General features: G+C 62.3%; 23 protein-coding genes. 8 read left to right on the forward strand and 15 right to left on the reverse strand.

All coding sequences use genetic code 11. The annotated features are described in order from the left end of the window. Window positions 1-50 precede the first annotated feature (50 nt). The 6 genes from B9A97_RS16740 to B9A97_RS16765 form a co-directional block, all read right to left on the reverse strand. On the reverse strand, window positions 51-488 hold the full coding sequence (locus B9A97_RS16740; RefSeq protein ID WP_143530528.1) for a hypothetical protein: 438 nt from the start codon (window positions 486-488) through the stop codon (window positions 51-53). Window positions 489-529: 41 nt separating this feature from the next. After that, window positions 530-1,099: a hypothetical protein gene (locus tag B9A97_RS16745; RefSeq protein ID WP_084366504.1), complete on the reverse strand. Its 570-nt coding sequence runs from the start codon at window positions 1,097-1,099 to the stop codon at window positions 530-532. A gap of 113 nt (window positions 1,100-1,212) precedes the next feature. Beyond that, window positions 1,213-2,880, reverse strand: a complete 1,668-nt coding sequence (locus tag B9A97_RS16750; RefSeq protein ID WP_084366505.1) for a sensor domain-containing protein — start codon at window positions 2,878-2,880, stop codon at window positions 1,213-1,215. A gap of 132 nt (window positions 2,881-3,012) precedes the next feature. Continuing rightward, window positions 3,013-3,540, reverse strand: a complete 528-nt coding sequence (locus B9A97_RS16755; protein WP_084366506.1) for an NADH-dependent FMN reductase SmoA — start codon at window positions 3,538-3,540, stop codon at window positions 3,013-3,015. Beyond that, window positions 3,540-4,436 (reverse strand): aldo/keto reductase, encoded by an 897-nt coding sequence (locus B9A97_RS16760; RefSeq protein WP_084366507.1) that lies wholly within the window; start codon window positions 4,434-4,436, stop codon window positions 3,540-3,542. Before B9A97_RS16760 ends, B9A97_RS16755 begins: the two co-directional genes overlap by 1 nt. Further along, on the reverse strand, window positions 4,433-5,590 hold the full coding sequence (locus B9A97_RS16765) for an LLM class flavin-dependent oxidoreductase (RefSeq protein WP_084366508.1): 1,158 nt from the start codon (window positions 5,588-5,590) through the stop codon (window positions 4,433-4,435). The genes B9A97_RS16760 and B9A97_RS16765 overlap by 4 nt, the downstream gene beginning before the upstream one ends. Before the next feature lie 108 nt (window positions 5,591-5,698). On the opposite strand from B9A97_RS16765, the gene B9A97_RS16770 reads away from it, so the two are divergent. Both B9A97_RS16770 and B9A97_RS16775 read left to right on the forward strand, forming a co-directional pair. Continuing rightward, window positions 5,699-6,403: a GntR family transcriptional regulator gene (locus B9A97_RS16770; protein ID WP_084366563.1), complete on the forward strand. Its 705-nt coding sequence runs from the start codon at window positions 5,699-5,701 to the stop codon at window positions 6,401-6,403. Window positions 6,404-6,415: 12 nt separating this feature from the next. Next, complete coding sequence (locus B9A97_RS16775; RefSeq protein WP_084366509.1) at window positions 6,416-7,531, forward strand: Gfo/Idh/MocA family protein; 1,116 nt, start codon at window positions 6,416-6,418, stop codon at window positions 7,529-7,531. A 45-nt stretch (window positions 7,532-7,576) separates the two neighbouring features. On the opposite strand, the gene B9A97_RS16780 is transcribed toward B9A97_RS16775, so the two are convergent. Next, a complete protein-coding gene (locus tag B9A97_RS16780; RefSeq protein WP_084366510.1) occupies window positions 7,577-8,560 on the reverse strand; it encodes a sialic acid TRAP transporter substrate-binding protein SiaP in 984 nt (327 codons plus the stop codon). A gap of 199 nt (window positions 8,561-8,759) precedes the next feature. Between B9A97_RS16780 and B9A97_RS16785 the strand changes: the two genes are divergently transcribed. Both B9A97_RS16785 and B9A97_RS16790 read left to right on the forward strand, forming a co-directional pair. Then, window positions 8,760-9,755 carry a DUF1403 family protein gene (locus tag B9A97_RS16785; RefSeq protein ID WP_084366511.1) on the forward strand — a complete coding sequence of 332 codons (996 nt, stop codon included), beginning with the start codon at window positions 8,760-8,762 and terminating at the stop codon, window positions 9,753-9,755. Between the two features lie 3 nt (window positions 9,756-9,758). Next, window positions 9,759-10,484 (forward strand): SMC-Scp complex subunit ScpB, encoded by a 726-nt coding sequence (locus tag B9A97_RS16790; RefSeq protein ID WP_084366512.1) that lies wholly within the window; start codon window positions 9,759-9,761, stop codon window positions 10,482-10,484. A 592-nt stretch (window positions 10,485-11,076) separates the two neighbouring features. Here the strand turns inward: B9A97_RS16790 and B9A97_RS16800 are convergent. After that, on the reverse strand, window positions 11,077-12,057 hold the full coding sequence (locus B9A97_RS16800; RefSeq protein ID WP_084366564.1) for a phosphotransferase enzyme family protein: 981 nt from the start codon (window positions 12,055-12,057) through the stop codon (window positions 11,077-11,079). Window positions 12,058-12,436: 379 nt separating this feature from the next. Between B9A97_RS16800 and B9A97_RS16805 the strand changes: the two genes are divergently transcribed. Together B9A97_RS16805 and B9A97_RS16810 are read left to right on the forward strand one after the other, a co-directional pair. After that, window positions 12,437-13,261: a helix-turn-helix transcriptional regulator gene (locus B9A97_RS16805; RefSeq protein ID WP_210189709.1), complete on the forward strand. Its 825-nt coding sequence runs from the start codon at window positions 12,437-12,439 to the stop codon at window positions 13,259-13,261. 99 nt (window positions 13,262-13,360) lie between these two features. After that, window positions 13,361-13,909, forward strand: coding sequence for a YbhB/YbcL family Raf kinase inhibitor-like protein (locus B9A97_RS16810; protein ID WP_084366514.1), 549 nt, complete (start codon window positions 13,361-13,363; stop codon window positions 13,907-13,909). Between the two features lie 954 nt (window positions 13,910-14,863). Here the strand turns inward: B9A97_RS16810 and B9A97_RS16820 are convergent. The 3 genes from B9A97_RS16820 to B9A97_RS16830 form a co-directional block, all read right to left on the reverse strand. Further along, window positions 14,864-16,048 carry an HPP family protein gene (locus B9A97_RS16820; RefSeq protein ID WP_084366516.1) on the reverse strand — a complete coding sequence of 395 codons (1,185 nt, stop codon included), beginning with the start codon at window positions 16,046-16,048 and terminating at the stop codon, window positions 14,864-14,866. A 243-nt stretch (window positions 16,049-16,291) separates the two neighbouring features. Then, window positions 16,292-16,924 (reverse strand): LysE family translocator, encoded by a 633-nt coding sequence (locus B9A97_RS16825; protein WP_084366517.1) that lies wholly within the window; start codon window positions 16,922-16,924, stop codon window positions 16,292-16,294. An 89-nt stretch (window positions 16,925-17,013) separates the two neighbouring features. Beyond that, complete coding sequence (locus B9A97_RS16830) at window positions 17,014-17,664, reverse strand: pyridoxamine 5'-phosphate oxidase family protein (protein ID WP_084366518.1); 651 nt, start codon at window positions 17,662-17,664, stop codon at window positions 17,014-17,016. 504 nt (window positions 17,665-18,168) lie between these two features. Between B9A97_RS16830 and B9A97_RS16835 the strand changes: the two genes are divergently transcribed. After that, on the forward strand, window positions 18,169-19,869 hold the full coding sequence (locus B9A97_RS16835) for an RNA-directed DNA polymerase (RefSeq protein WP_210189710.1): 1,701 nt from the start codon (window positions 18,169-18,171) through the stop codon (window positions 19,867-19,869). 216 nt (window positions 19,870-20,085) lie between these two features. On the opposite strand, the gene B9A97_RS16840 is transcribed toward B9A97_RS16835, so the two are convergent. From B9A97_RS16840 to B9A97_RS16850, 3 genes are all read right to left on the reverse strand, one after another. Next, window positions 20,086-21,201 (reverse strand): anhydro-N-acetylmuramic acid kinase, encoded by a 1,116-nt coding sequence (locus tag B9A97_RS16840; RefSeq protein ID WP_084366566.1) that lies wholly within the window; start codon window positions 21,199-21,201, stop codon window positions 20,086-20,088. 82 nt (window positions 21,202-21,283) lie between these two features. Next, window positions 21,284-21,760 (reverse strand): VOC family protein, encoded by a 477-nt coding sequence (locus B9A97_RS16845; protein ID WP_084366520.1) that lies wholly within the window; start codon window positions 21,758-21,760, stop codon window positions 21,284-21,286. A gap of 48 nt (window positions 21,761-21,808) precedes the next feature. Continuing rightward, window positions 21,809-22,429 (reverse strand): YdeI/OmpD-associated family protein, encoded by a 621-nt coding sequence (locus B9A97_RS16850; RefSeq protein WP_084366521.1) that lies wholly within the window; start codon window positions 22,427-22,429, stop codon window positions 21,809-21,811. A 216-nt stretch (window positions 22,430-22,645) separates the two neighbouring features. Here B9A97_RS16850 and B9A97_RS16855 point away from each other — a divergent pair, with 216 nt between their 5' ends. Next, complete coding sequence (locus B9A97_RS16855; protein ID WP_084366522.1) at window positions 22,646-23,200, forward strand: hypothetical protein; 555 nt, start codon at window positions 22,646-22,648, stop codon at window positions 23,198-23,200. 30 nt (window positions 23,201-23,230) lie between these two features. Here the strand turns inward: B9A97_RS16855 and B9A97_RS16860 are convergent, their stop codons facing one another. After that, the gene (locus B9A97_RS16860; protein ID WP_084366523.1) at window positions 23,231-24,196 is read right to left on the reverse strand and encodes an ABC transporter ATP-binding protein; all 966 of its coding nucleotides are present in this window, start codon (window positions 24,194-24,196) and stop codon (window positions 23,231-23,233) included. Window positions 24,197-24,332 lie beyond the last annotated feature (136 nt).

Below are 24,332 nucleotides of genomic sequence, written 5' to 3' on the forward strand. Positions count from 1 at the left end.
TAGGACGGCTAACGCCCAGATGCCAATGCCGCAGCCAGATTTGCTGGTTTTTATTCGGCCTCACGCTCGGACCGTCTCATTGGGTTGACGTACGCGGACGTCTGCCGTGCGGGGTCACGCTCCACATGCAAGCTGGCGCGGCCGCGAGCATTCCGCTCAATAGTCTCGTCTGGACCCCTTTTTTCAAACAGGGGCTTAATCCACGCGTTTTCCGGCGCCTGGGTCAAGATCGCAAGAGAAACATCGGCGGCATAGCGATGGGGCAGGCCTTCGAGAAAGACCTTCCGTGCCTCGAAGGGAGCGGCCGAGATGACGTAGGCAAGTTCATCGGCGGCGATCTGGTCCCAAACGCCCGCCATATCGAGCGACTGAGCGCTCAGGTAGATGCGGTCGCTACCGGCTCCGCCATCGGCGGCAACCTCCTGCAGCATGGTCTCGATGCTGGCCAGGATCGAAGCTTTCTCGCTTTTGGTCAGCTCAAGTGACATCAGGCGCTCTATGTCGGACGGCCTGATCAGCGCTACATTTATCATGGTCGCTCTCCGGTTCGTGGAGGAGTGTATATGAAAAACGCCCGCACATATATGTCGAAGCGCGCAAATGCCGCCTTGGCGTTTTCCAGGTGCTTCCGCGTTAGATGGGGTCTCTTTCCGAAACGACCAGAGTTATTGGTAAGCACCCATGCATTGGGCGAGGTGACCACGGGATCGTAGAATATCTCGCCGCCGATCCGGGCCGACTTCATCTGCCCCGGGCCCACAGGCTCCAACAGGGCGGGATGACCAAGCCGCACATCGGTTTCACGCATGGGAGGCCCGTTGCGGGGAAGGATGTAACTGACCTGGCCCGTATCCCGCGCCAGCACTTCTTCCAGGGCAAACCGCAGCTTTCCGTCCACGTCGATCAGCCACAGGAGCGGCGTCGTTGCATGCAACACCTGCGGCACCCGCAGGTCCGACGCGGATTCCAGATAGGCCTTCAATGCGGGGGCGGTCGTATCATCGAGTATCTGCACGCTGCGCGGCATCACGCTCATCTCGGCTTCCGAGGCGCTGCGCTCGAAAGGCAAGCATGGCCCATATTCCTCATCCAGATCCATACCCGCCCCTGGACTATCCAACTCGCTGTCCGCTCAATCAGTCGCACGCCGCAACCGCCCTTGGCAAGCCAAGGGTGACTTCCGTGCGTCCATAGGGGGAATAAGTCGCTGCGCTACACCCGCCAGGTGTTCTTGCCCGAGGCCTTGGCCTGGTACAGCGCCGCATCGGCCTGTTTCAGGGCGGCGGCGAGGTCGGTTTGGCCGGCCTCCAGGGATGCCGCGCCGATGCTGCAGCTGACCTGCAGCGTATGGCCCGAAAAATGCGATGGCTGGCGGACGGCTTCGATCAGCCTGTTGGCCACCACGTTCAGCATGGCGCGGTCTCCATTTGGCAGCACCACGACGAATTCGTCGCCACCCAGCCGCGCGACGATATCCCCGTCGCGCACCACGCCCAGCATGCGCCGGGCCGTCTCGATCAGCACATGGTCGCCTGCGGCATGGCCGTGGATGTCATTGACCTGCTTGAAGCCATCGAGATCAACCACCAGGGCAGCCCAGTGCCGTTGGCCCACGGCTCTTTCCACGCGGTGCTGCAGGCCTCGCCGGTTCAGGAGGCCGGTCAGGCTGTCGGTGTCGGCCTGCTCGCGGGAGCGTTGCAACTGTTCGTATTCTTCGGTGATGTCGATCACCACGCCGACGATGGTCATGGGGCGCCCGGCGCCGTCGCGGATCAGCCGCCGCTCGCAGCGCATCCAGCGTTCTCCGGCAAGCGTTGCAAGCCGGTACTGCGCCACCGCCTGTTCCACATCGCCGTCGATCAGGGCCGACATGTCGGCCAGGTCGCGATCCTGGGAGGGAATGCGGTCGAGATAGCCGCCGATATCAAGTTCCGTCCCTTCAGGGCCATGGATGAACTGGCCAAGCTGCCGGGATGTCTGGAACTCCGAGCTGCTGATGTTGTATTGCCAGAAGCCGCCGCGCACGATTTCCATCGCCAGCGACAGCTGCATGTTGGATGCCTCCAGCGCTCGCGCTGCCTTGCGCTGCTCGGTCAGGTCCAGGGCGTGGGAGACGAAATAGACGATCTCGCCGGCGGCATTGCGCATGGCCGACACCGAAAGCGCGGCCTCCACCACGCTGCCATCGGCATGGATGTAGCGCTTGTCGAGCCGGTAGCCATTGGACCGGCCATTCAGGACAGCCAGGAAAGCCTTTCGATCGGAGTCCAGATCGTCGGGATGCGATATGTCGCCAAGCCAGACCCCGACCATGTCGGCAGGTGTGCGACCCAGCATCGAGGCAAAACTCTCGTTGGCCCTGGTAATCTTGGCCAGGGGATCAACGATCGCAATGCCGATCGGCGCATTGCGGAAGGAATCCTCGAACAGCGCTTCCTTCTCGATGTCCAGCAAATGCCGGTGCCGGACCGTCGTCAGGTCGGTGATGAAGGCATGCACGCCATAGACCTTGCCATCCAGGCCGATATTGGGCCGGTAATTGGCCAGCGCCCGCCGTTTTCCGGTGGCGGTGATGATGTCGTATTCAAAGTCGGCGGAGATGCCGAGCAGAGCTTCCTCAAGCGGCTTGCGGATGGCGACCGCATTCGTCGGGCCGACGATCTCGCTGTAGTGCAGCCCAAGGATGGCGTGGGGATCATGGCCGCGCATCCGCGCATAGGCTTCGTTGGAATAGACGTAGCGGAGGTTGGTATCGAAAGAGCAGACGAGGCCGGGGAGAAGTTCCAGAATGCGCGTGCTTTCCGCGTCCATAACGGAGGCAGGCTTCGACCGGGCCACGGGGGCTGTCGCCTGTCTGGACTCTCTCTGGGGTGCCGTCATGCACGTCTCCGGTGATATGATTTCACGCGACGGAGAGCTTAAGTGACGTTTGTTAAATTTCTCATTATGCAATTACGAAATATCGCAACTTTGGATGCCGGCGACGTCTGATTTCGCAACCTTTTTTGGATTTCACGCCATGTGGGCAAAGCGCCCAAATCGCCCACGGGAAAAGCACAGGGGATCACCGTCGCGTTGTGCAGCGCGCAAAACCCTGCCGATAATGATCGTGTGGTCGCCCGCATCATGCAGCGTCTGGCGCTGGCATTCGAAGCGGGAGAGGGTGCCGGGAATGACCGGCACACCTTCCACATTGTAGTGCCAGTCGATCGCCTCGAAGCCGTGTCCGCCGCGGGTAAAGCAGGCGGAAATATCATCCTGGTCGGCGCTCAGCACATGGATGACGAAATGCTCCGCCGCGGTGAATGGCCCATGCCGGGCCGAGCTCTTGGCCGGCGACCACAAGACCAGCGGCGGATCGAGCGAGACCGAGGCGAAGCTGTTGACGGTCATGCCGAGAGGTCCGCCTGGCCCGACCGCGGTCACCACGGTCACTCCCGTGGTGAAGGTGCCTAGCGCATTGCGCAGGGCGCGGGCATTGTCGGCATCGGGCACGAAGACATGCTCTGAACCGGAGGCGGACGTCTCGGCTGTGATCATCAGGGCACCTCGTGTCCTATGGCGTGGGTGTAGAGTTCGAACCAGGTCTGGCGGTCCAGCACCACCTTTGCCGCATCGCCGATCGCGCTGATGCGGGCGAGGCTGTTGGTGCCGAGCACCGGCAGGATGCGGGCAGGGTGGCGCAGCAGCCAGGCGACCGCGACCGCGCTTGCATCCACGCCCTGCTCGGCGCCGATGCGCTCAAGGGCGGCGATCAGCGCCGGACGGGAGCCGTCGAACAGCTTGCCGCCGCCCAGCGGAGACCATGCCATCGGCGGGATCATGCGCTCCTGCAGAAACGCAAGGTCGCCATTGGTGAAGGCCTGGGGCGCAACAAGGCTCATCTCGATCTGGTTGGTGACCAGCGTGGTCTCCATGGAGGACTGCAGCAGGGCATAGTCCCAGGGCCGGAAGTTGGAGACGCCGACGGCGCGCACCTTGCCGGAGGCCACCAGGGCATCGAGCGCCGGGCCGGTTTCGTCAGGGTCCATCAGCGGGTCGGGCCGGTGGATCAGCAGCAGATCGATACGGTCAGTGCCCATGTCGCGCAGCGAGGCCTCCACCGAGGCGTTGATATGCGCAGCCGTCGTATCGTAATGCTTCACGCGCGTGGCGGAGTGGCGGCCGGCTCCAACCAGGATGCCGCATTTTGTGACGATTTCCAGCTTGTCGCGCAGATGGGGTGCGGCCTTGAGCGCGCCGCCGAAGATCGCCTCGGCGGTGTAGCCGCCATAGATGTCGGCCTGGTCCATGGTGGTGATGCCCTGTGCCAGGCAGGCTTCCACCTTGGCCTGCACATGGGCCGGCGAGGTGTCCTTGTCGTCACCGATGCGCCACATGCCATAGACGAGGCGGCTCAGCGAGAGTTCGGGGGAAAGGTCGACGCGGTCGGTCATCTGCGGACTCCTGTGCCAAGCGGTGTCGCCGGCGTTTCGCTCGGTACCCGGCCATAGGCATGGGGCAGCGAGCAGGTTTTCAGTTGCGGCAGCACCTTTGCACCGAAATGGTCGGCTTCGTCGAGATGGGGATAGCCGGAGAAGATGAAGGCCCGGATGCCCATCTTGCGATAGGCCTCGATTTCCGAGAGCACCTGGTCGGTGGAGCCGACGATGGCGGCGCCGCAGCCGGAGCGGGCGCGGCCGATACCGGTCCACAAATGCCGCTCGACGAAACCGAACTGATCGGCCAGTTCGCGGGCACGGGCCTGGTGGGCGACGCCGAGCGAAATGGAATCATGGGCCCGCTCGCGGATCAGCTTGCCATATTCGTCATCGAGCTTCGAGACGAGGTGTTCGGCATACTCCCGCGCCTCGGCTTCCGTGTCGCGCACGATCATATGGACGCGCAGACCATAATCCAGCGTGCGGCCATGGGCTTCGGCCCGGGCGTGCACCGCCTTCATGCGCTCCGCCAACTGCTCCTTGGTTTCCGGCCACATCAGGTAGACGTCGCATTGGGCGCCGCAGAGTTCCAGCGCGTCGGGCGAGTAGCCGCCGAAATAGAGCAGCGGGCCGCCATTCTGCTGGTAGGGGCGGGCGGGTTCGGTCGAGACACCCTTGAAATTGTAGACCTCTCCCTGGTGGTCGATCGTCTCGCGGGTCCAGGCCTGGCGAAGGATCTGCACCACCTCGTGGCTGCGGCGATAGCGGAAGGCGCTATCGGCCACTTCGCCGGGAAAATCCGAGCTGATGACATTGAGCGTCAGCCGGCCCTTGAGCATGTGGTCGAGGGTGGCAACGGTGCGCGCCAGCATGATCGGCTGCATCTCCCCGCAACGGATCGCGGCGAGAAAGTTGATCTTCTCCGTGATCGGCGCGCAGGCGGCGACGAAGGACAGCGTGTCCTGGCCGACCTGGTAGGAGGAGGGGCAGAGAATGTTGCGAAAGCCATGGCCCTCGGCCGCCTTCACGATGTCCGAACAGTGCTCGAAGCTGGAGCGCAGCGCGCCGTCGGGAACACCCAGATAGGCATAGTCGTCGGAGCACAGGGCGGCGAACCAGGAGACCTCGGAGGCATCCAGATCAGCTGAGGTGACGGGTACGACTGTCATGAAACTCCTCCGCGACGGCCAAATTTTCCTCTTGCCTAGCACCCGATTTGATGTAGATCAATAGTGTATCAATTTTTTGCAGCAGAGGCATTTGCGCAGATCCCGTCGATGACCCAGCCCCCTGGAAGCCTTCCCATCTACCTGCAGATCACCGAACTTCTGGTGCGCGACATCGCCGCCGGACGGCTGATCGACGGGGAAAGGCTGGCACCGGAGCGCGAGATGGCCGAGCAATTGGGCATCGCCGTCGGTACGCTGCGCAAGGCGCTGGCGGAGCTGCAGGCGAGGGGGCTTCTTGAGCGGGTTCAAGGCTCTGGCAACTACATCAAGGCGGTGAGCGACCCCAAAAGCCTCTATTCCATGTTCCGGCTGGAGCTGATCGGCGGCGGCGGCCTGCCGACGGCGGAGGTGCTCGAGGTCAAGCGATTGCCCAAACCGGAAGGCCTGCCGGAATTCGGCACCTCTGGCGCGGCCCATCGCATCCGGCGGCTGCGGCGCCTGTCGGGCAAGCCGGCGGCACTGGAGGAGATCTGGCTGGACGCATCCTATGTCAGCCAAATCGCGCCAGAGGACCTCTCGGAGTCGCTGTATCTCTACTACCGCACCAAGCTGTCTCTCTGGATTACCAGGGCGGAAGACCAGGCGGGCCTGGACACGGTGCCCGACTGGGCGCCGGCGGCCTTCGGCCATCCGGCCGGCGCGCCGGCGCCGCATGTGCTTCGCATCAGTCAGGACCAGGATGGCGCGCGGGCGGAGGTTTCCCGCACCTGGTTCGATCATACCGTCGCTCGCTATGTCGCGCGGCTGAAATAGGGGAAGAAAGACTTGAAACCGATCTATGGCATTATTGGCTGCGGCATGATGGGACAGGAGCATCTGCGCAATATCGCTCTCTTGCCGGAGGCCGAAGTGGCGGCGATCTTCGAGCCTGATGCCGGCATGCGCGCTGCGGCAGCCGCGGCCGTGCCCGGAGCCCTGATGGTCGACAGCATCGAGGACCTCCTGGCCGTCGAGGCGGTCAATTGCCTGCTGATCGCAAGCCCGAACTACCTGCATCTGGCGCAACTGGAAAAGATCGCAGCGATCCGCCCCCTGCCGGTGCTGGTCGAGAAGCCGCTGTTTACCGCGCCTGAGGATGCGCCGCGGCTGGCAGCTCTCAGGGCAGCCTATCCCCAGCCGATCTGGGTGGCCATGGAATATCGCTACATGCCGCCGGTGGCGCGGATGATCAGCGAGGCGGAAGCGGCCACGGGCGGCATTCGCATGCTGACCATTCGCGAACACCGCTTTCCCTTCCTGCACAAGGTTGGCAACTGGAACCGCTTCAATCGCAACAGCGGTGGGACGCTGGTGGAAAAGTGCTGCCACTTTTTTGATCTGATGCGCCATATCCTGAAATCCGACCCGGTGCGGATCATGGCCTCAGGTGGCCAGGCGGTGAACCACAAGGACGAGAGCTATGATGGCGAGCGGCCCGATATCTGGGACAATGCCTATGTGATCGTCGATTTCGCCTCCGGTGCGCGGGCCATGCTGGAGCTTTGCATGTTTGCCGAGGGTGCGCGCTACCAGGAGGAAATCTCGGCCGTTGGACCCGACGGCAAGATCGAATGCCTCGTACCGGGACCCGGCCGCTTCTGGCCGCCGCACCTGGGCGAACCGCCAGTCGCCCAGGTGATCGTTTCGCCGCGGGATCCGAAGGGGCCGCGCATGGTGGAAATCCCGGTCGACCCGCAGCTTCTGGAAGCGGGCGATCACAACGGCTCGACCTTCTACCAGCACCAGCGCTTCGTGCGCGCAGCCGCCGGTGCAGGCGATGTCGAGGTGGCCTTCAACGACGGCTGGTGGGCTGTCGCCATGGGGCTGGCGGCCCAGCAATCCGCCATGACAGGCCAGGCGGTGACGCTGGCTGAAACCGCCTATGCACCCCGGCGAAAGTAACACGCCTTCGGCCACCGGGGCTGGGACTTGGGCTCGGCCACGGGATCACAGCGCCTGCAGGGCATCATAATCGGCGCGGCCCCAGGTCGCGCCGGCCTTGCTATTGTTGTGCAGCGGCACGACGGCATTGATGAAGGCCTGGCGATCGACCTCCACCACCGTGACGCCGAGGCGCTTGAACGCGCCGACCAGCTCCGTTTCCGCCTTGCGGATCTCCTCTGTCGCGCGGTTTGCCGCCGTGCGCAGCACGTCTTCCATGATCGTCTTCTGGTCGTCGCTCAAGCCCGCCCAGACATGGCCGCCGACCAGGGTCAGCAGCGAGTCGGTAATGTGGCCGGTCAGCATGATGTGGCTTTGCACCTCATGGAACTTCTTGGCCATGATGGTTGGCAAGGGATTTTCCTGGGCCTCCACGAGGCCGCGCTTCAGCGCATCATAGACATCGGCAAAGGCGATCGGCGTCGCCTCGGCCCCGACGGCCTGGCTGAACATCAGGAAAACCGGCACCGGCGGAACCCGGAGTTTCAGGCCGCGCATTTGCCCGGGCCGCGTGATCGCCTGGTTGGCCGTCAGGTGGCGCTCGCCATAATAGGTGAGCGTGACCAGCCGCTGGCCGGTATTTTCCTGATACGCCGCCGCATTGCGGGCAAACACCTCCGACTGGCGATAGGCCTGCCAGTGGCCGAAATCCCGAAACATATACGGTGCATGGGAAATGCTGATCGGCGGGTAATTGACGCCGGCAAAGGCGGCACCCGTATAGATGATGTCGATGGTTCCGAGGCTCAAAGCCTCGTTCAACTGGCTTTCGTTGCCCAGTTGCGAGGCGGGAAACACTGTTATGTTGACCCGTCCATCGGTTCGCCTGCGAATTTCCTCGGCCGCCCACAGCGCCTGCTGGTGAAATGGCTCTCCGGTCTCATAGACATGGGCCCATTTCAGGTTCGACGCATGGGCCGGCCTGATCACGCCCGATCCCAGCGCCAGCGCTGCCATGCCCTTGACGGCGCTTCTGCGCGTCAGCTTCATTCTGTACCTCCCGGCATTGCTCCCCCATTGCCTTGGGGAAAGCTAGCAGCTTCGCCAGCCGGGTGCCACAACCGGGACGAACAGGGTGACGCCGGCTTTGCTCCCGGCGATTGCCAGGTGCATATCGCCATTGGAAAGCCTGTGCGCTTTGCAAGGGCGACGGTATCGGCAAGCGCGCCCATCGGATAAGCTGACGGCCATGATTCCCGCTGATGAACCACCCAAACGCCGTGGCCGCGGCAAGGCGCGACCCAAGGCGCCACCTCCGCCACCCCCCTTCATCGTGCCCGTCGTGCCGGCCTGGGCGCAGCCGCGCGGCGCCGTGGAGCGGATCGAGGATGCGGCTCTGATGGCCGGAGCCGCCCTGCATTCGCTCGACCAGGTGGTGCGCGCCGAACCCGAATGGGCGGGTGTCTGGCGCCAGCGGCTGGCACTTAGCTGCGCGGTGTCGGCCGTCAAGCTCGCCGGCCGGCAGGAGGGCGAGGCCGAGCTGCGCGACGCCTGGTGCCTGCGCAAGCCGGGGGACGATCCCGGCCCCGCCGGCAATATCTACGGGGTGTGGAAGCGGCTGCCGGCGCGGGCGCCTGCCTTGTCCACCAAGGCCTTGCAGGAGATCGCGGCGCTATTGTCGATCCGCTGGAGCGAGGCGCTGGCATCGCTGCCGGGATGGCTGGATGACCTGGTGCAGGCGGGGCGTCCCGCGCCCTTCGTGGCAACCGCCTTGCTCACGCGGCTCCATGCCGAACGGCCGGATGCCGAACTCCTGGGCTGGTGGTGTGCCGACATGGCGCTGGCGCAGGTGCTGCGCTGGCCGGTGGCTGTGCCGCTCTTGATGGCCGAGCGCCACGGTCCGGCCTTTCGCAGCATTGGCGGCCGTGGCCGGGTCCGGCCGGGGGAGCCGGCTTTCGAGCGCGCCGTGCTCACGGCCATGTCGCTTGGCGCGGCGGAAGCCTGCCGGCAGGCGGCGGATGTCTCCCGCCGGGCGGAAAAGCTCAAGACCGTGACCCCGCTCCTCAGGGCCAAGGGCGCGGGCGATGTCCTGCGCCTGCTTTTGGAGGAGGATGCGGTTTCCGGCACGCTGACCACGCCCAAGCTCACGCGCTGGGCGACGCGGCGGCTGTTCGAGCGGCTGAGCGAGCTTGGCGCGGTGCGCGAGCTTTCCGGCCGCAGCACCTTTCGGCTCTATGGATTGTAGGCCATGGCGCGCCGGACCCGTGAGATCACCATCGTCGATACGGAACTCAGCGACCTGCCGCCGGAGGCGCGCTGGCGCGAATGGATGAACCGTGTCGAGGCGGTGATCTTCGCCTCTGCCGAGCCGGTGAACCGCGACATGCTGGCTCGCGTTGTAGGGCGCCAGGCCAATATCGACTTCCTGATCGACGATATCAGGGCCGAACTCACGGGCCGGCCCTATGACATCGTCAAGGTCGCCGGCGGCTGGCAGCACCGGACGCGGCCGGGTTATGCCGGGGCGATCCGGGTGGCCGGTGCTGCGGTGAGCGGCGGCGGGGCACCCTCGATCTCCCACAACGAGGCCATGCTGCTGATGGCGATCGGCTATTTCCAGCCGGTGACGCGGGCCGAACTGTCGCGGGTGTTCGGCAAGGAGGTGGGCCGCGATGCCATCGCCTCGCTGCGGCAGGCCGGCTTCATTGCATCAGGCCCGCGCAGCCCGACCCCGGGCGCGCCCTATACCTATGTGACCACATCAGCTTTCCTCTCTGCCTTCGGCTTCGACACGCTGCGCGACCTGCCCGACCTCGAAATGCTCGAGGATGCCGGGCTCTTGAGCCGCCACAGCGCACCGGCCGATACGCTCGCCGAGCCACCCATGGCCGGCGATGAGGACGAGGATGCCATGGTGGTGGATGACGATGAGACGGATGGCGAGGATAGTGACGATGAGGCCGGGCTGGGGTGAGTTTGGATGCCCGGGTTGATCCCCTCACCAACAAAATCTGAGGTTTAGCTGCGCTAATCCCTCGATTGCCCTTGCGCGACGACGCGCTCAGGCTTCCGTTCGCTGAAATCGATTCACTGGATCGATTTCTGGCCTTTGGCCACCGCTCCGAAGCCTCTCCCACAGGGGAGGGGGGAGGCGGAGGTGGCAACAAGCAGCCAAGGGTTTTGCCTTGGCAACCCCCCCTCTGGGCTGCCGCCCATCTCCCCCTCAAGGGGGGAGATCGCATTGCCGCAGACGCTCGCCTCCAAGTGAACATGCGGCAGATACTCCAGCTCGCCTCATCGCATACCGTACTCATGTCGGCGGTGTTTGACGGGTTGTAAGAGGGCGAGCGGTAGCCACGGTCCGATCTCCCCCCTTGAGGGGGAGATGGGCGGCAGCCCAGAGGGGGGTATGAGCAGGCAATGACGCTTGCGGATCATCCCCTCACCTGAAAAATCGAGCACTTAAGCTTTCGCAACATGCTGATTTTTAGTCCTCCTACAATAGGGCCATGCAAGGCTATTCCGATTCCCCGCCAAACCTTGCGCCGGATAGCGGAAAATCCTCGTCAGAACAGGCGGTTGCCCATCTGCTCGGTTTCCCAGGCAGCCAGAAACTCCGTCTGGCCCGCAAGCCATCCCATGGAATTTACCCCCCATTCCGGCGCCCGGCTTGCATAATCGCCCATCAGCCAGACATGGCGGACGATGACGAAGGGTAAGACCGCCTGGAAGTCGGCATCCGAAATCGGGCGATACGCGCGATAGCCATCCACGAACGCCTGCCAGGCTGCGGTGAAGGCGCGGCCGAAGGAGACCTTGGCCCAGAGGAACACCGCGAGATCATAGGCGAGATAGCCCGGGCCGCTGTCATCAAAATCGAAGAACACCGCCTCGCCCGATGCGTTGATTCTGGAGTTGAAGCCGTGGGTATCGCCATGGCAATAGGTCCAAGTGAGGCCGGACATAGCCTCGATGGTGGTCGCGGTGCGGTCCGCGATCGCTTCCAGATCGAGCATCGGCTGCCCCTCCACGATGCCGCTGTCGCGGATGCGGGCGAGCGGGCGGTGAAGCAGGTGGTCGAGATCGAGCCGGTAGACCGCCCCTTCGCCCTTGTAGGTCTCGGCCGCATTGTGCAGCAGGGCGAGCGTTCGGCCCGTGGCCCGGGCATCCGCCGCGACGGCTGGCTGCGGGTCGCGACCGTCGAGATGCTGGAACAGCACCCCTTCCCTCATCCCCTCTGCCGCCTGACCTGACACGAAGAGCGCGCCATCGCGGGTGGCAACGGGGGCAGCCACAGGCACGCCGGATGCCGCGAGATGGCTGATGAAATTCGTCTCGCCCTTCACATCCGCCGGCCCGCGCACACGATGATGCGACAGCCGAAACACATAGCGCGCACCATCAGCCGTCTTCACCAGATAGGTATCGTTGAGGCCGCGTTGCAACAGCATGCAGGAGACGGGCGCCGCCACGGGATAATGCGCTGTTATGAACTCTTCGACCGCTGCAAGCTGCGCCGTCGAATAAAGCGGTCGAAAGTCGATCATGTCCATCCCTCCAAGCGCCCCCACCGCTTGTCGCCCGATTCGTCAGGTTTTGCAAAGCAGCGGGGTGCCTGCTGTGGCGGGGTCGGGTCCAGGCGGGGCAACATGATAGTCCAAGCACCAGGGGCTGCTCTATCACTTGAAGACCAGGGAATTTTCGGCTTGAGCGGTCCCGCCAAAGACCGATCTTTGTTGAAGTTGGTTCCGTTGTGAAAAAGGCGGCGTGGTCGGGATGCGCGATACCTGACATTGGCGCTGCCATCGCGTCCCGTCCGGCGATGTCGCAAGAATCAGGCTAACAAGTCTCGCTTTAACTGGAAATTCGCGACATGTTTTACATTGCCGCCTACCGAGTGCGGATAGATTTCAAGGGTCGAGTTGAGTGAAACACCAAAATGAGGATCAGGTCGCAAAGAGCGAAGATGCGGGCTCCGGGGTTTTCATTCTCTCTGTTAGCCAGGCGACAACAGCGACGTTCACGGACCTGTATATCACGCTGCCTTTTCTGATCTTTATCCAGACTGGATCGAAGCGCGTGATCTGCCCCACACGTGGGGAGGTGATTGGCGAGGCGGGAGACGTGATGATCTTCCCTGCCGGCTCTGTGGTCACTTTGGAAAATCGCCGTATCCTGAATGCCAATTACCGGGCAGCTGGCGTGTATTTTACCCAGGATCTGGTCGACATGGTTTTTGCCGAGCATCCGCAAAGACATGTCTCACCGGGCATTCAGGTTTTGCGCGCAGAGCCTCACCGGCCCTTCGACGTTCTCAATCTCATAAAGGAAACACTCGACAGGCATGACCTGCCGCCTGCAATCAGGCAGCATCGACTTCTCGAACCCCTGATCTGGCTTCGGCAGAACGGAGTGCAGCTTCCAAGGCATGGTGAGGAGCAGGCATGGGGCAAGGTGCGGCGTCTGATCGAAACAGACCTTGGCCATCCGTGGCGGGTGAGTGACGTCGCCAGGCACTTTGCCATGAGCGAAGCAAGCTTTCGTCGGTGGCTCGCGAGATCAGGACCCGGTTTCGCGCAAATCCTGTTCAATACCCGCCTCGAGAGAGGCCTTACGCTTCTGCAAACGACCGACGTCCCCATTTCGCATATCGCGCTGGAATGCGGCTTTAGAACGCCGTCGCATTTTTCCGATTCCTTTCGAAAAAGGTTCGGAATAACGCCAAGAATGATCAGAACGGCCGAGGAATGATCGTTTTTCGATAGTATCTGATCGCGCGCCGGAAGCATGTCCGAGGCCCGCACGCTATCAGATGCAGCATGATCAATCGTCTGGAAAGGACACTCCATCATGCGAAAGACGGCTTCTCTCATTGTATCGGTACTGGCAGCTCTGGTGGGCTCTGCAGCAAGCGCGCAGGACTTCAAACTGTCCAGCACCTCGATTGCCGAAGGTGTGCAACTTGGCGCCCTCTTCCTATTTAAGGGTTTTGGATGCGACGGCGGCAACCTCTCGCCGCAACTGTCCTGGTCCGGCGTGCCCGAAGGCACGAAGAGCTTCGCCATCACGGCCTATGATCCGGATGCCCCGACCGGCTCGGGATGGTGGCACTGGAACGCCGTCAATATTCCGGCATCCGTCAACGCCCTTGAACTCGGTGCGAGCGGCAGTAACAAGATGCCGGCAGGCACCGTCGAAATTGCCAATGATTACGGCGTGACCGGGTTCGGGGGCGCTTGCCCGCCTCCAGGAGAAGTTCACCGCTATGTGTTCACGGTGCACGCACTGGCAACCGAGCGTCTGGAACTGCCGAAGAATCCTAGCAATGCACTGGCCGGGTTCATGATCGGCGCGAATACGATCCAGACTGCCCGCATTGTCGCGGTCTACAACCGCTGAGGTGATCGAGATAACGGCAGTCGACCAAGCATACTGACTGCCGTTTTGCCCCGGATAGACCGAGCGGCGCGCCAGCGCCGTATCACGCCCTGCCCTCCTCCAGCGCCAGTGACGAGCGCCGTTCAAACAGGGCAGCGATGAGGTCGGATTGGGTGATCAGGCCGACCAGCCCACATGTGCCCCTTTTTCGTCAGGTTTTGCAAAGTGGCGGTTCCGGCTTTGGCGTGGTCGCAATGCACCGATCGCCGTCATTGAATTGCACGTTTAACGTGATTATGGTCGCGGCATGATGCACCGTTACATTTGTTTGCGACCAATAGTAGCTAAGACCATCGTATCGGTGATGCTGCTGTGTGCCGTAGGTCCGGCAGCGGCAGAACAGAGCAGTTTCCCCGGTGGCTTTCGGCTCGGCAGTTCCCTTGAGGACGCCAAGCGACATGCGGCCTCCCGTGGCTGGCAACTCTTGGCTATTTCACCGGAATTACCAGGCCAATGGCTTGTAGATGACCAGAATATAAGCATTCATGTGTGCAATGATACCTTGGCGAGGGTAACTCAGAGTTCACCAGGTGATCTGGATGAATTTGCGCAGATTGTCTCTCTCATCCGGAGGGAACGAGGCGAGCCAAATCTTCAGGTCGTGACGTTCATGGCTGGATCTGTGCCCGTATCAAATATCGATGCACGCTTCGCAGAGATGGACGGTCTGAGCGTCGCGGTGCAGTTGAGCAGCACGGGGGGCAAGCTTGCCCTAGCCACGACCTACTTTTCCCATGCATGCGCACGCCACCCGACAGAGCCCTAAAGGCCGATTGTGGTGATCACGCCGTCCTGTCGCGTCATGCCTCCCTAGGCCTGAACCGCGCCTGTAGGGGGGCACGAGGTACGTAAGTTCCACGCCTGCCGACATCCAAGCCCCATCCCGGATAAACCGACCGCCGCGCTGGAGCCATATCACGCCCTGCCCTCCTCCAGCGCCAGTAACGAGCGCCGTTCAAACAGGGCGGCGATGAGGTCGGACTGGGTGACCAGCCCGACCAGGCGGTTGTCGTGATCGACGATCGGCATGTGGTGCAGGCCCTGATCGGCCATGGGCGGCACCAGCTTGGCGATCAGGGTTTCCGGCAGGGCGGATTGCACGCGCCGGGTCATGATATCGCCGACATGCAGCGGGCTCTTGCGGCGCCGGACGGAGGCCGCCAGCCGGTGGCGGAGCCCGAGCTTCAGCCGGCCGTCTTCCGAGAGGATGGCATGGCGCAGGAAATCCGTCTGGGTGAGGATGCCGACCAGTTCGCCCCTGTTCGAAACGACCGGCAGCGCCTTGATGCGGTGGGTGAGCAATTGTCGCCAGGCCGCGCGAAGCCCGGTCGCCTCGGTGACGGTCAGGACATCCCGCGACATGATCTCGCCGCAGGTGATCTCGCCCGAGCGGCGGTTAAACGCGCGGATCTGCGCCTGGTGCAGCAGGGCATCCAGGTCCTCGGGGCTGACATTGACCACCTCGTCGTAATCTTCCAGCACCGCCCTGATATCGTCAGGTGCGGCGCCGAGACGGGCGCTGGGCGGCGGATCGGCTGTGTGGTGCGGGTTGGCCTGCGGCTTGGGTGGAAGATGGGGATAGGCGCGGCCGGTGATATTGTTGAAGGCCAGCGCCGTGCCGAGGATCAGCGCGCTGTTCAGGCCAACAGGCGAGAGCAGGAACCAGTAGCCGGCATCATGGATTGCCGAACCGCCCAGCACGGCAGTGAGCGCCACCGCACCCGAGGGCGGATGCAGGCAGTTCAGCATCAGCATGGCGCCAATGGACAGCGCAATGGCGAGGCTGGCCGCGAGCAGCGGATCCTTGATGAGGAGGGCCGCGGTGACGCCGATGAAGGCGGAGACCAGATTGCCGCCGAGGATCGACCAGGGCTGGGCCAGCGGGCTGGACGGGGCGGCAAACAGCAGCACGGCGGAGGCACCCATGGGCGCGATCAGCAGCGGCAGGTTGACCTCTGACCCCAGCGCCAGCTTGCTCGCAAAGCCAGTGAGCAGGATGCCGACAAGGGCCCCCAGCGAGGCGCGGGCGCGCTCTGCCAGGCTGGTGCGGGCAATGGAGGGCGTGAAACGCTGCAGCAGGCGCAGTGGAAGGGAAGACATCGGCAGACCCGGCGGGTGATGCGTTAAAAACGTGTCGCGACCGGTGAGAGCCGCTGCCACGCTTTAGACGCCTGTTTTCTCAGCATGATCCCGCAAAACCGATTCACGATTTTGCGGGACATAGCTTGTTGCCAGTCTGACTATCAGATCGCTGCAAAAACAGGCAGGGCCGATTTTCCAAATTTTGCGCATTTGCTGAAAAAAGTAGCGGAATGATGTGAGGGCTATCCGAGCCGTGGCCGGTCAGCTGCGTTGCAGCGCCAGATGGCCGCCGAGACCGATGAGGATGGTGCCACCCAGGCGCTGGGCGAGACGCTGGGCCCGGCCGGACTGCCTGACGCGGCTGACGATCAGCCCGGCCAGGGCGACGCAGACGAGATCGGCCAACGTGAAGATGGCATTCACGGCGATGCCGAGGATCAGGAATTGCAGCCATACCGGCAGGCTTGCGGCGCTATCGACGAATTGCGGCAGGAAGGCCAGGAAAAACAGCGCGGTCTTGGGGTTCAGCACCTCCACCGCGACACTCTGGGCAAAGGCGCGTCGCGGCGAAGCGACGGGCGCTTCGTGGCCATGGCCAGTCTCCCCGGTCCTGGCGCGCCACATGGAGATGCCGAGCCAGACCAGATAGAGCGCGCCAACCAGCTTCACCAGGGTATAGGCGAGCGGCACCGCATGGAACAGCACCGAAAGCCCGGCCACGGAGGCCAGGATATGCACATAGGCGCCGAGATGGATGCCGGCCACCGCCATCACCCCCGCAAGCCGCCCGCCTGCCATGGTCCGCGCCGCCGCATAAAGCATGGCCGGGCCTGGAATTAAGGCAAAGACCGAGGTCGTGACGACGAAGGCCAGCAGGATATCAAGACTTGCCATGCGGGCGGGCCTTTGCGTGCGGTGGGTCTTGGACGGAAGGGTAGCGATTTTACCGCGGGGTGCAAGGTGAGGCGGGGTGCTCTCTCCGCCTAATACATCGACTTGCGATAGGCCTCCTCCAGATCGTCATCCAGCTTGCGCTGGGCATCCTGGTCGGCGGGCGCGCCCGAGGTTTCGTCCAGGATGATTTTCACCAGCGAGGGCATCTCCCGGCGATCCTGGAAATGCGCGGGATCCCACAGATGCGAGCGGCGGAAGGCCTTGGCGCAGTGCATGAAGACCTCGCGCACCTTCACCACGATGGCGAGTTTCGGCACGCGGCCGCTGACCTCCATGGTGGCCAACAGATCGGGATCGGTGACCAGCAGCGCCTCGCCATTGACCCTGAGCGTATCGTCAAAGCCGGGGATGATGAACAGCAGGCCGACATTGGGATTGGCGATGATATTGGCGAGCGTATCCAGCCGGTTATTGCCCGGCCGGTCGGGAATGGCAAGCGTCTGCTCATCCAGGATGCGCACGAAACCTGAGGGATCGCCGCGCGGGCTGACATCCGCCCGGCCATCAGCGCTTTGCGTGCCGATACACAGGAACGGCGACCGGCGAATGAAATCCTGCGCATGGGGGCCGAGCCGATCCTGGCATTTCTGGATGGCAAGCGTGTGGGTGGGCTCATAGAGGCCGCGCAGGGATGCAGCGTTGGTGATGGTGTGGGCCGGATCGGGTGTGTAGGTGGTCATGATGTGTTCCCTCGGTTTTTTCGTATGCCTTGGCTGACGAGCAGTGACGCTTGATGTACGTGCCTCATTTCGGTGATAGGAGGCATTTTAGTCAAAGGCAAGGATGGCAACGGTACCTTTTTGGCGAACCCTCGATCGGCTGGCCGATTGGGGCCGCGAGCAGACAGTCTGCCGTCAGATCGAACCTGATGATAGCGGACATGTCATCATCTATTGTGCTGGGAGAAAACGCCCCAAAGCCTCCGGTGGCATTAACCTCCAAAGCCATCAACAAAGCGACCTAGACGGATATTGGTCGGCGGCCACACCTCCAAATTCGGTAGCAAGTGTTCGTCTTATCGTCGCTCATATATACTTCTCAAGTGATATCTGAGATGTTGCAGAAGCAATCATCACACGGTCATCATGAGATCTCCCCGCTTTGATATACGTGCCAAGAAGCTGCGCACGATCTTTTCGCCACAGAACATCGAAAGGATTTGGAAGGAGAAAGTCAAAGTCTCCATGCGTGATCAATTCATTTGCGATGGTATTGAGAACTTCGATTTTCACGTATCGCGAAAGGTAGAGAGCCAAAAACTCTCGCACTTGATCTTATCAGGCGATTACGCTCCGCAGAAAGCACAACGAATACTCGTAGAAAAGAGCAAAGGTCTTTGCCGGCAGCTCGTCATTCCGAGTGTCCGTGATGCTATCGTTTTACAGTGCTTATCTGATGCCCTTTATTCTGAGATCAAAGGCAAGGCACCTACGAGCAAGGCGTTCTTTGAGCCGAAGGATCACAAGTTCTCTTCGCCTCCGAGTGGTTATGGCACGTTCGCAGCTTGGCTGAATTTCCAGAAAGAGCTCTTCGAATTCTCAAAGACGCGCAAATTTATCGTCGTCACGGACATCGCAAACTACTACGACAGCATTTCTTACGTCCATCTCCGCAATGCGATTGCTTCAATCAGTGGCGTCGAGGAATGTGTGATCGATATGCTGATCTACGTTCTCGGCGATCTGCTTTGGCAACCTGACTACACTCCTCGCATCGAGGTCGGTTTGCCGCAGATCAATCTTGATGCACCCCGCTTGCTCGCGCATTGCTTCCTCTACGAACTGGATTCCTACCTAGCCAGCGACCCCGAACGGGACTTTGTGCGTTACATGGATGACATCGATATTGGCGTTGACACGATCGTCGATGCCAAGCGAGCGTTGAAGACAGTTGATCTTGTTCTCCAGACGAAACAGGTTCGTTTGAATAGCGGAAAGACGGTCATTCTCACGCAGTCCGAGGCTATTCGGCATTTCCGGATTTTTGAAAACGCACGCTTGGATACAGTCCAGGCTAGAGTCGACTATCGCCTAAAACACGGACTTCCGTTGGACAGGCAGCGCGCGCTTGTTGAAGCCAGAATACGGCAAGGAATTCGTAAAAAATTATTCGACGCAGGAAACGGCGAAAAGGTCCTGAAACGGTGGCTGGGTCTTGCGACAAAAACCGATGCTGTGGTCAAACCGGAAGTCCTAGAAGATCTAATTAAGCGGCGACCGGCGGTCCGTGAAAATGTTTACGCATTAATTAGGGGCCGCCCCCTGGCTCCGTCGGTCGCACGCGTTTTAGCAAGGGCTGGTCAGTCAGGTCTTCTTGTAGACGACGCCGCAATGGTCGAGATGTCGAACTATCTTGTTGAGACATTAGTCCAAACAAGGCGCTGTCACCCAATGATTGAAACGATCATCGCAAGCAACGATCCGCAGAACTATTTTGGACTCTATTCAAGGCTTTGGCTCCAGTCGAAATATGGGACGCCGGCCCAGCTTCTTGCAACTCTTCAAGATGCCCGCAAACTCTGGGTCCCGCATGACCGGTTGGGACGCCTGGCAGCATCGTTCTTTCCTTTGTTTCTCGGCACTCCCGAAGAGGCCTCCCTAAAAAGCCTACTTGCGGACACTCTAAACGCCGGGGTGCGCGAGACTCTTAAGTTCCATATGAATCTTGCTAGGGACCTCCCTACCTTCAAGGCAATGTTCGACGCCCTAAAGGCTCCTAATCCGTCCCGCGGAACCGGCATAACGCACGCAAAATTTCTTTGTCTCATATCCGCATTGCGAAACCCTGCCGCACCGGCCGCTCAGATTGCGACTCTGAGAACCAATCATTCCCGAGCCTTCGAAGACAGCTACTACAAGGCCATAGGCAAGCGTCTCGGGATCTAGCTCACTGTCCCAACGACAGGTATTTGTCCGCTTCAATGTATCTCCAACTGAGGCCTTGAAGACCCGCTTCGCCCCGAACTCGGTCCGACTCGCCGTGTTGGAGCCATCCCGGATCGAAGCAGGAGCCGCGACCGCATTCGGGCCCGTCAATCAGGTTGCCGAATGACTTTGATGACGGCTCAAACCAGACACTCCCCACCACTCCGCCACCACCCCCTACCCCGCCAACCTCCCCCCCGTCATCGGCTTCGGCGCGCCCGTGGTCGAGGGAAAGCTGATCGGCAGTCCGCGGAGCACGCGGACGGCGAGGAAGGCGAAGCATTCGGCTTCCACGGCGTCGCCGCGCCAGCCAAGAGTTTCGGCCGGGATCGGCTCGGCCTTGGCGCGGGTCTTCAGCATGGCCATGATGGTGGGGTTGTGGCGGCCGCCGCCGCTGACGACGAGCTTTGTCGGCCGGCGCGGCAGGAGATCGAGCGCCTTGCCGACAGCAGACGCGGTGAAGGCGGCGAGCGTGGCGGCGCCATCGGCGACCGACAAGCCCTCGGCCATGGTCGCGGTGAAATCGAACCGGTCGAGCGATTTCGGATAGGGTTTGCTGAGCCAGGGATGGGTCAGCAGCCGGGCGAGGCGCTCCTCATCAACAGTGCCGGCGGCCGATAGCGTGCCGTCGCGGTCCATCTCCCCCAATCCGTGGGCCTTGATCCAGTCATTGAGCGGGGCATTGGCTGGGCCGGTATCGAAGGCGACAACGGTGTCGGATCCATCGAACCAGGTCATATTGCCGACACCGCCGAGGTTCAGCACGGCGGTATCGCCATCCTTCGCCACGTCGCGCAGCAGCGCCGCATGATAGGCGGCGGCGAGCGGGGCACCCTGCCCGCCGGCCGCGACATCGGCGGAGCGGAAATCCCAGGCGACTTTCGTGCCGAGCAGCGCGCTCATGAGCTTGCCATCGCCGAGCTGCCGCGTGGCGCCGAGGCGGCCGGGCTGCGGCGCCCGGTGCAGCACCGTCTGGCCATGAAAGCCGACGACGCCGATCTCAGCCATGGTAAGGCCGCTGGATTCCACCAGATCGCGAACGGCCTGGGACTGGGCGCGGGTCAGCCGCTCCTCCGCCTCGGCGAAAATCGCCGGCTCCGGGCCTTCGAAATTCCAGGCGCGGGCCTGGCGCAGGGTTTCCTCTAGGAGGTCGCGGGTTTCGCGTGGATAGGGGGCGAGCGTATAGGCGCCGGCCGCCTCGATGCGCTCGCCATCGGTCTTCAACAGCGCCACGTCGATATTGCCGTCCAGCACGGTGCCGGTCATCAGACCCACGGCCCAGATCGGTTGCATGGCAGGCTCCTTGCGATTTGCTATCCCTGCCGACAGCGTGTCGCGTGCGGTGCCGCCGGTGTCAAGACGGGATGGCGGGACGCTATCCCCGACGGGCGGCATTGATGGCGGCGACGTCGATCTTGCCCATCTGCATCATGGCCGCAAAGGCGCGCTTGGCTTCTTCGCCGCCGGCGGCCATGGCCTCCGTCAGCGTGCGCGGGGTGATCTGCCAGGAGAGGCCCCATTTGTCCTTGCACCAGCCGCAGGCGCTTTCCTGCCCGCCATTGCCGACGATGGCGTTCCAGTAGCGGTCGGTTTCTTCCTGGTCGTCGGTGGCGATCTGGAAGGAAAAGGCTTCCGTCTGGCGAAAGGCCGGGCCGCCGTTCAGCCCCATGCAGGGAATGCCGCAAACGGTGAAATCGACCGTCAGCACATCGCCTTCCTGGCCGGAGGGATAATCGCCCGGCGCGCGATGAACGGCATGCACGGCGCTATCGGGAAAAACAGAGGCATAAAAGCGCGCGGCCTCCTCCGCATCGCGCTCGAACCACAGGCAGATGGTGTTTTTCGGTGTCATGGTGTTCCTCCTCCTCTTATGCTGGTGCCCTGATGCGTCAGGACGCGCCTACCGTTCTGTCGCGCCCTTGCCGGCCAGGATATGGCCGCGGAACTTGGCGATGCGGCCGATGCGGGTGGCCGCGGTCTTGGCGCCCAAGAGGTTGATCGCATAGCTTTTCTGCCGGCCGGGGGTCAGCCCGTGAAAGGCCTCCGCAAGTTCGGGATCGGCATCCAGCGCCTCGACCAGTTCCTCCGGCAACTCGATCTCGCTTGTCTCCTTCGGCGGCTTGATGCCGGCCGCGGCATAGCCCATGGCTTCCTGGAGATAGGCCAGGATGATAGGCCGCATGGCCAGCGGCTGGGCGTTGTCGTCAAACCGGATCATGTCCGGATGGCGCGTGTTCGGCCCCTGCCGCTGCAACACGCCTTCAGGGTCCTTCATCAGCGCCGCATTGAAGAAGGTCAGCCGGAAATCGCCGCGGAAGGCGCCAAAGATCGCGATGTTGCGGCCGGCATGCATATAGCAGGGATGGCCCCATTTCACCACTTCCTCCAGGCCCGACGCGCGACAGATCTCGCGCAGATCGGCCAGACCCTGGTGCCACTGGCGGGTGGAACAGTCCGGCGTCGCATGCCGCTCGCAGCGGCCGCAGCCCAGGCTGAAAAAGTCTTCGATCTCGGTGATCATGATGCTCGCTTCCCTATGCCCAGACGGTCTCGACCATCTCCTGCCCGTCTGCCCCAGGGACGTGCCGCCTCCAGCCGTTTCCATAGCAGCAAATCGGGGTTAAGGGGACCAGGGCGTTGCATGCGCATGGAGCAGGATTTGGACGCGATGATCAATCCCACGGCCGAGCCTCAACACGAGTTTTCGTTCGGTTGAGAAGCTATATAGACTTCCCGCATGCCGTTTTCTATCTTGGCAAAGATTGCAGCGATTGGTCGGCAGGCAATGCAGTTTGTGCTGTTAATACTCATAGGTGGGGCAATTTGGTTTTGGGCCGGTCTCTCTTCGGAACCTGCTTATCGGGAGGCTAATCCTGTCGAGGCCCATCTCTGGGAAAATAGTCATCTCTCTCTAGTTCCCCCATTGGAGATGCAGGCCTACTACCGTGACGGCTTCACGTCCGTGTGCATTTTTCCAAACAGTGATAATACACCGCGGGGATCGGCAGAATTTGAAAATGTCTCAATCAAGACGATCGTAAAGGGCGAAGAGAGCAAAGGCTATTTGGAGCCGCTTTTCCACGTTTATTGGGTCAATCAATCGGGTGAGGCGATTATCTGGAATCTGGACTGGAACCGATACAATGTAAAATTCGGTCCTGATGTTCTGAGAAAACACGATGGCTCACTGTCCGAACATGGATGTCGAGCCGATTTTCGAGCAAAACTCTTGTTCACATCCGAGCGGGACATGATGACGGTGACCTTCACAAAGGCACAGGCTGAACCCTGATGTATTGGTGGCGGGCAGAGCTTTTTGGTTTCATTTCATCTCCTCCGCCCGGTGGCAGGCCGCCTGGCGCAATGGCTCGATCTCGCGCAGTTCCGGCGCCTCGGACAGGCAGCGGGCCACGGCCAGCGGACAGCGCGGGGCAAAGGCGCAGCCGGATGATGGGGTGTTTGCGAGCAGCGCGGGTCGTGTTGATGGCTCCGGTCGGCCGAAGCGGGTGACGGAGGGTTCGGCGTCAGCCAGCATGCGCGTATAGGGGTGCAGCGGCCTGTCGAACACCACCGCCGCCGGGCCGGTCTCGACGATCCGGCCGCGATACATGACCCCCACCCGATCGGCGATGGCATCGACGGCGGCGAGATTGTGGGTGATGAACAGGAAGGTGACGCCGCGCGTTTCGCGCAGCTCCATCAGCAGGTTCAGCACCTGCGCCTGGACGGAAAGATCAAGCGCTGACACCGCCTCATCCGCCACTACGAGCTTCGGCGCCGTAATGAGCGCCCGGGCAATCGCGATGCGCTGGCGCTGGCCGCCGGAAAATTCGTGCGGGTAGCGGTGGGCATGGTCGGCGCTCAGGCCCACGCTTTCCAGCATCTCGACCACGCACTCGCGGGTCTCGGCGCGGCCGGGGCGACTGGGCAGGACATGCAGCGGCTCGGCCACGATGCGCTCCACCCGATGGCGCGGATCAAGCGAGCCATAGGGATCCTGGAACACCATCTGGAAATGCCGGCGCCGGCGGGCAAGCTCCCGCGGCGAAAGCGCGAAGAGGTCTTCGCCATCAAACAGCACCTGCCCCTCCGTCGGCTGGTCCAGCGCTATGACGAGCCGCGCCAGCGTGGACTTGCCGCAGCCGCTTTCGCCGACCAGGCCAAAGATTTCCCCGGGCTGGATGGTCAGCGACACCCGGTCCAGCGCCCGCAGGCGATGCACGGGGCCTGTGAGGCGCCGGGAGAGATAATCGCGGGAGAGGTCGCGGAGGTCGAGGAGCGGGGTCATGGGTGGCGGCCCGCGAGGCTATTGGGGAGATTTCGGCCTGCGGCCTTCGCAACCTCCCGGCTAAGGCCGTTCAGCGTTCTCTGCTGCTTGTTCTTGAGCCGAATGTCCAGGGTACCCCCCTCTGCCCTGCCGGGCA

The organism is Rhizobium sp. RU36D (genome assembly GCF_900176345.1).
Taxonomy (GTDB): domain Bacteria; phylum Pseudomonadota; class Alphaproteobacteria; order Rhizobiales; family Rhizobiaceae; genus Allorhizobium.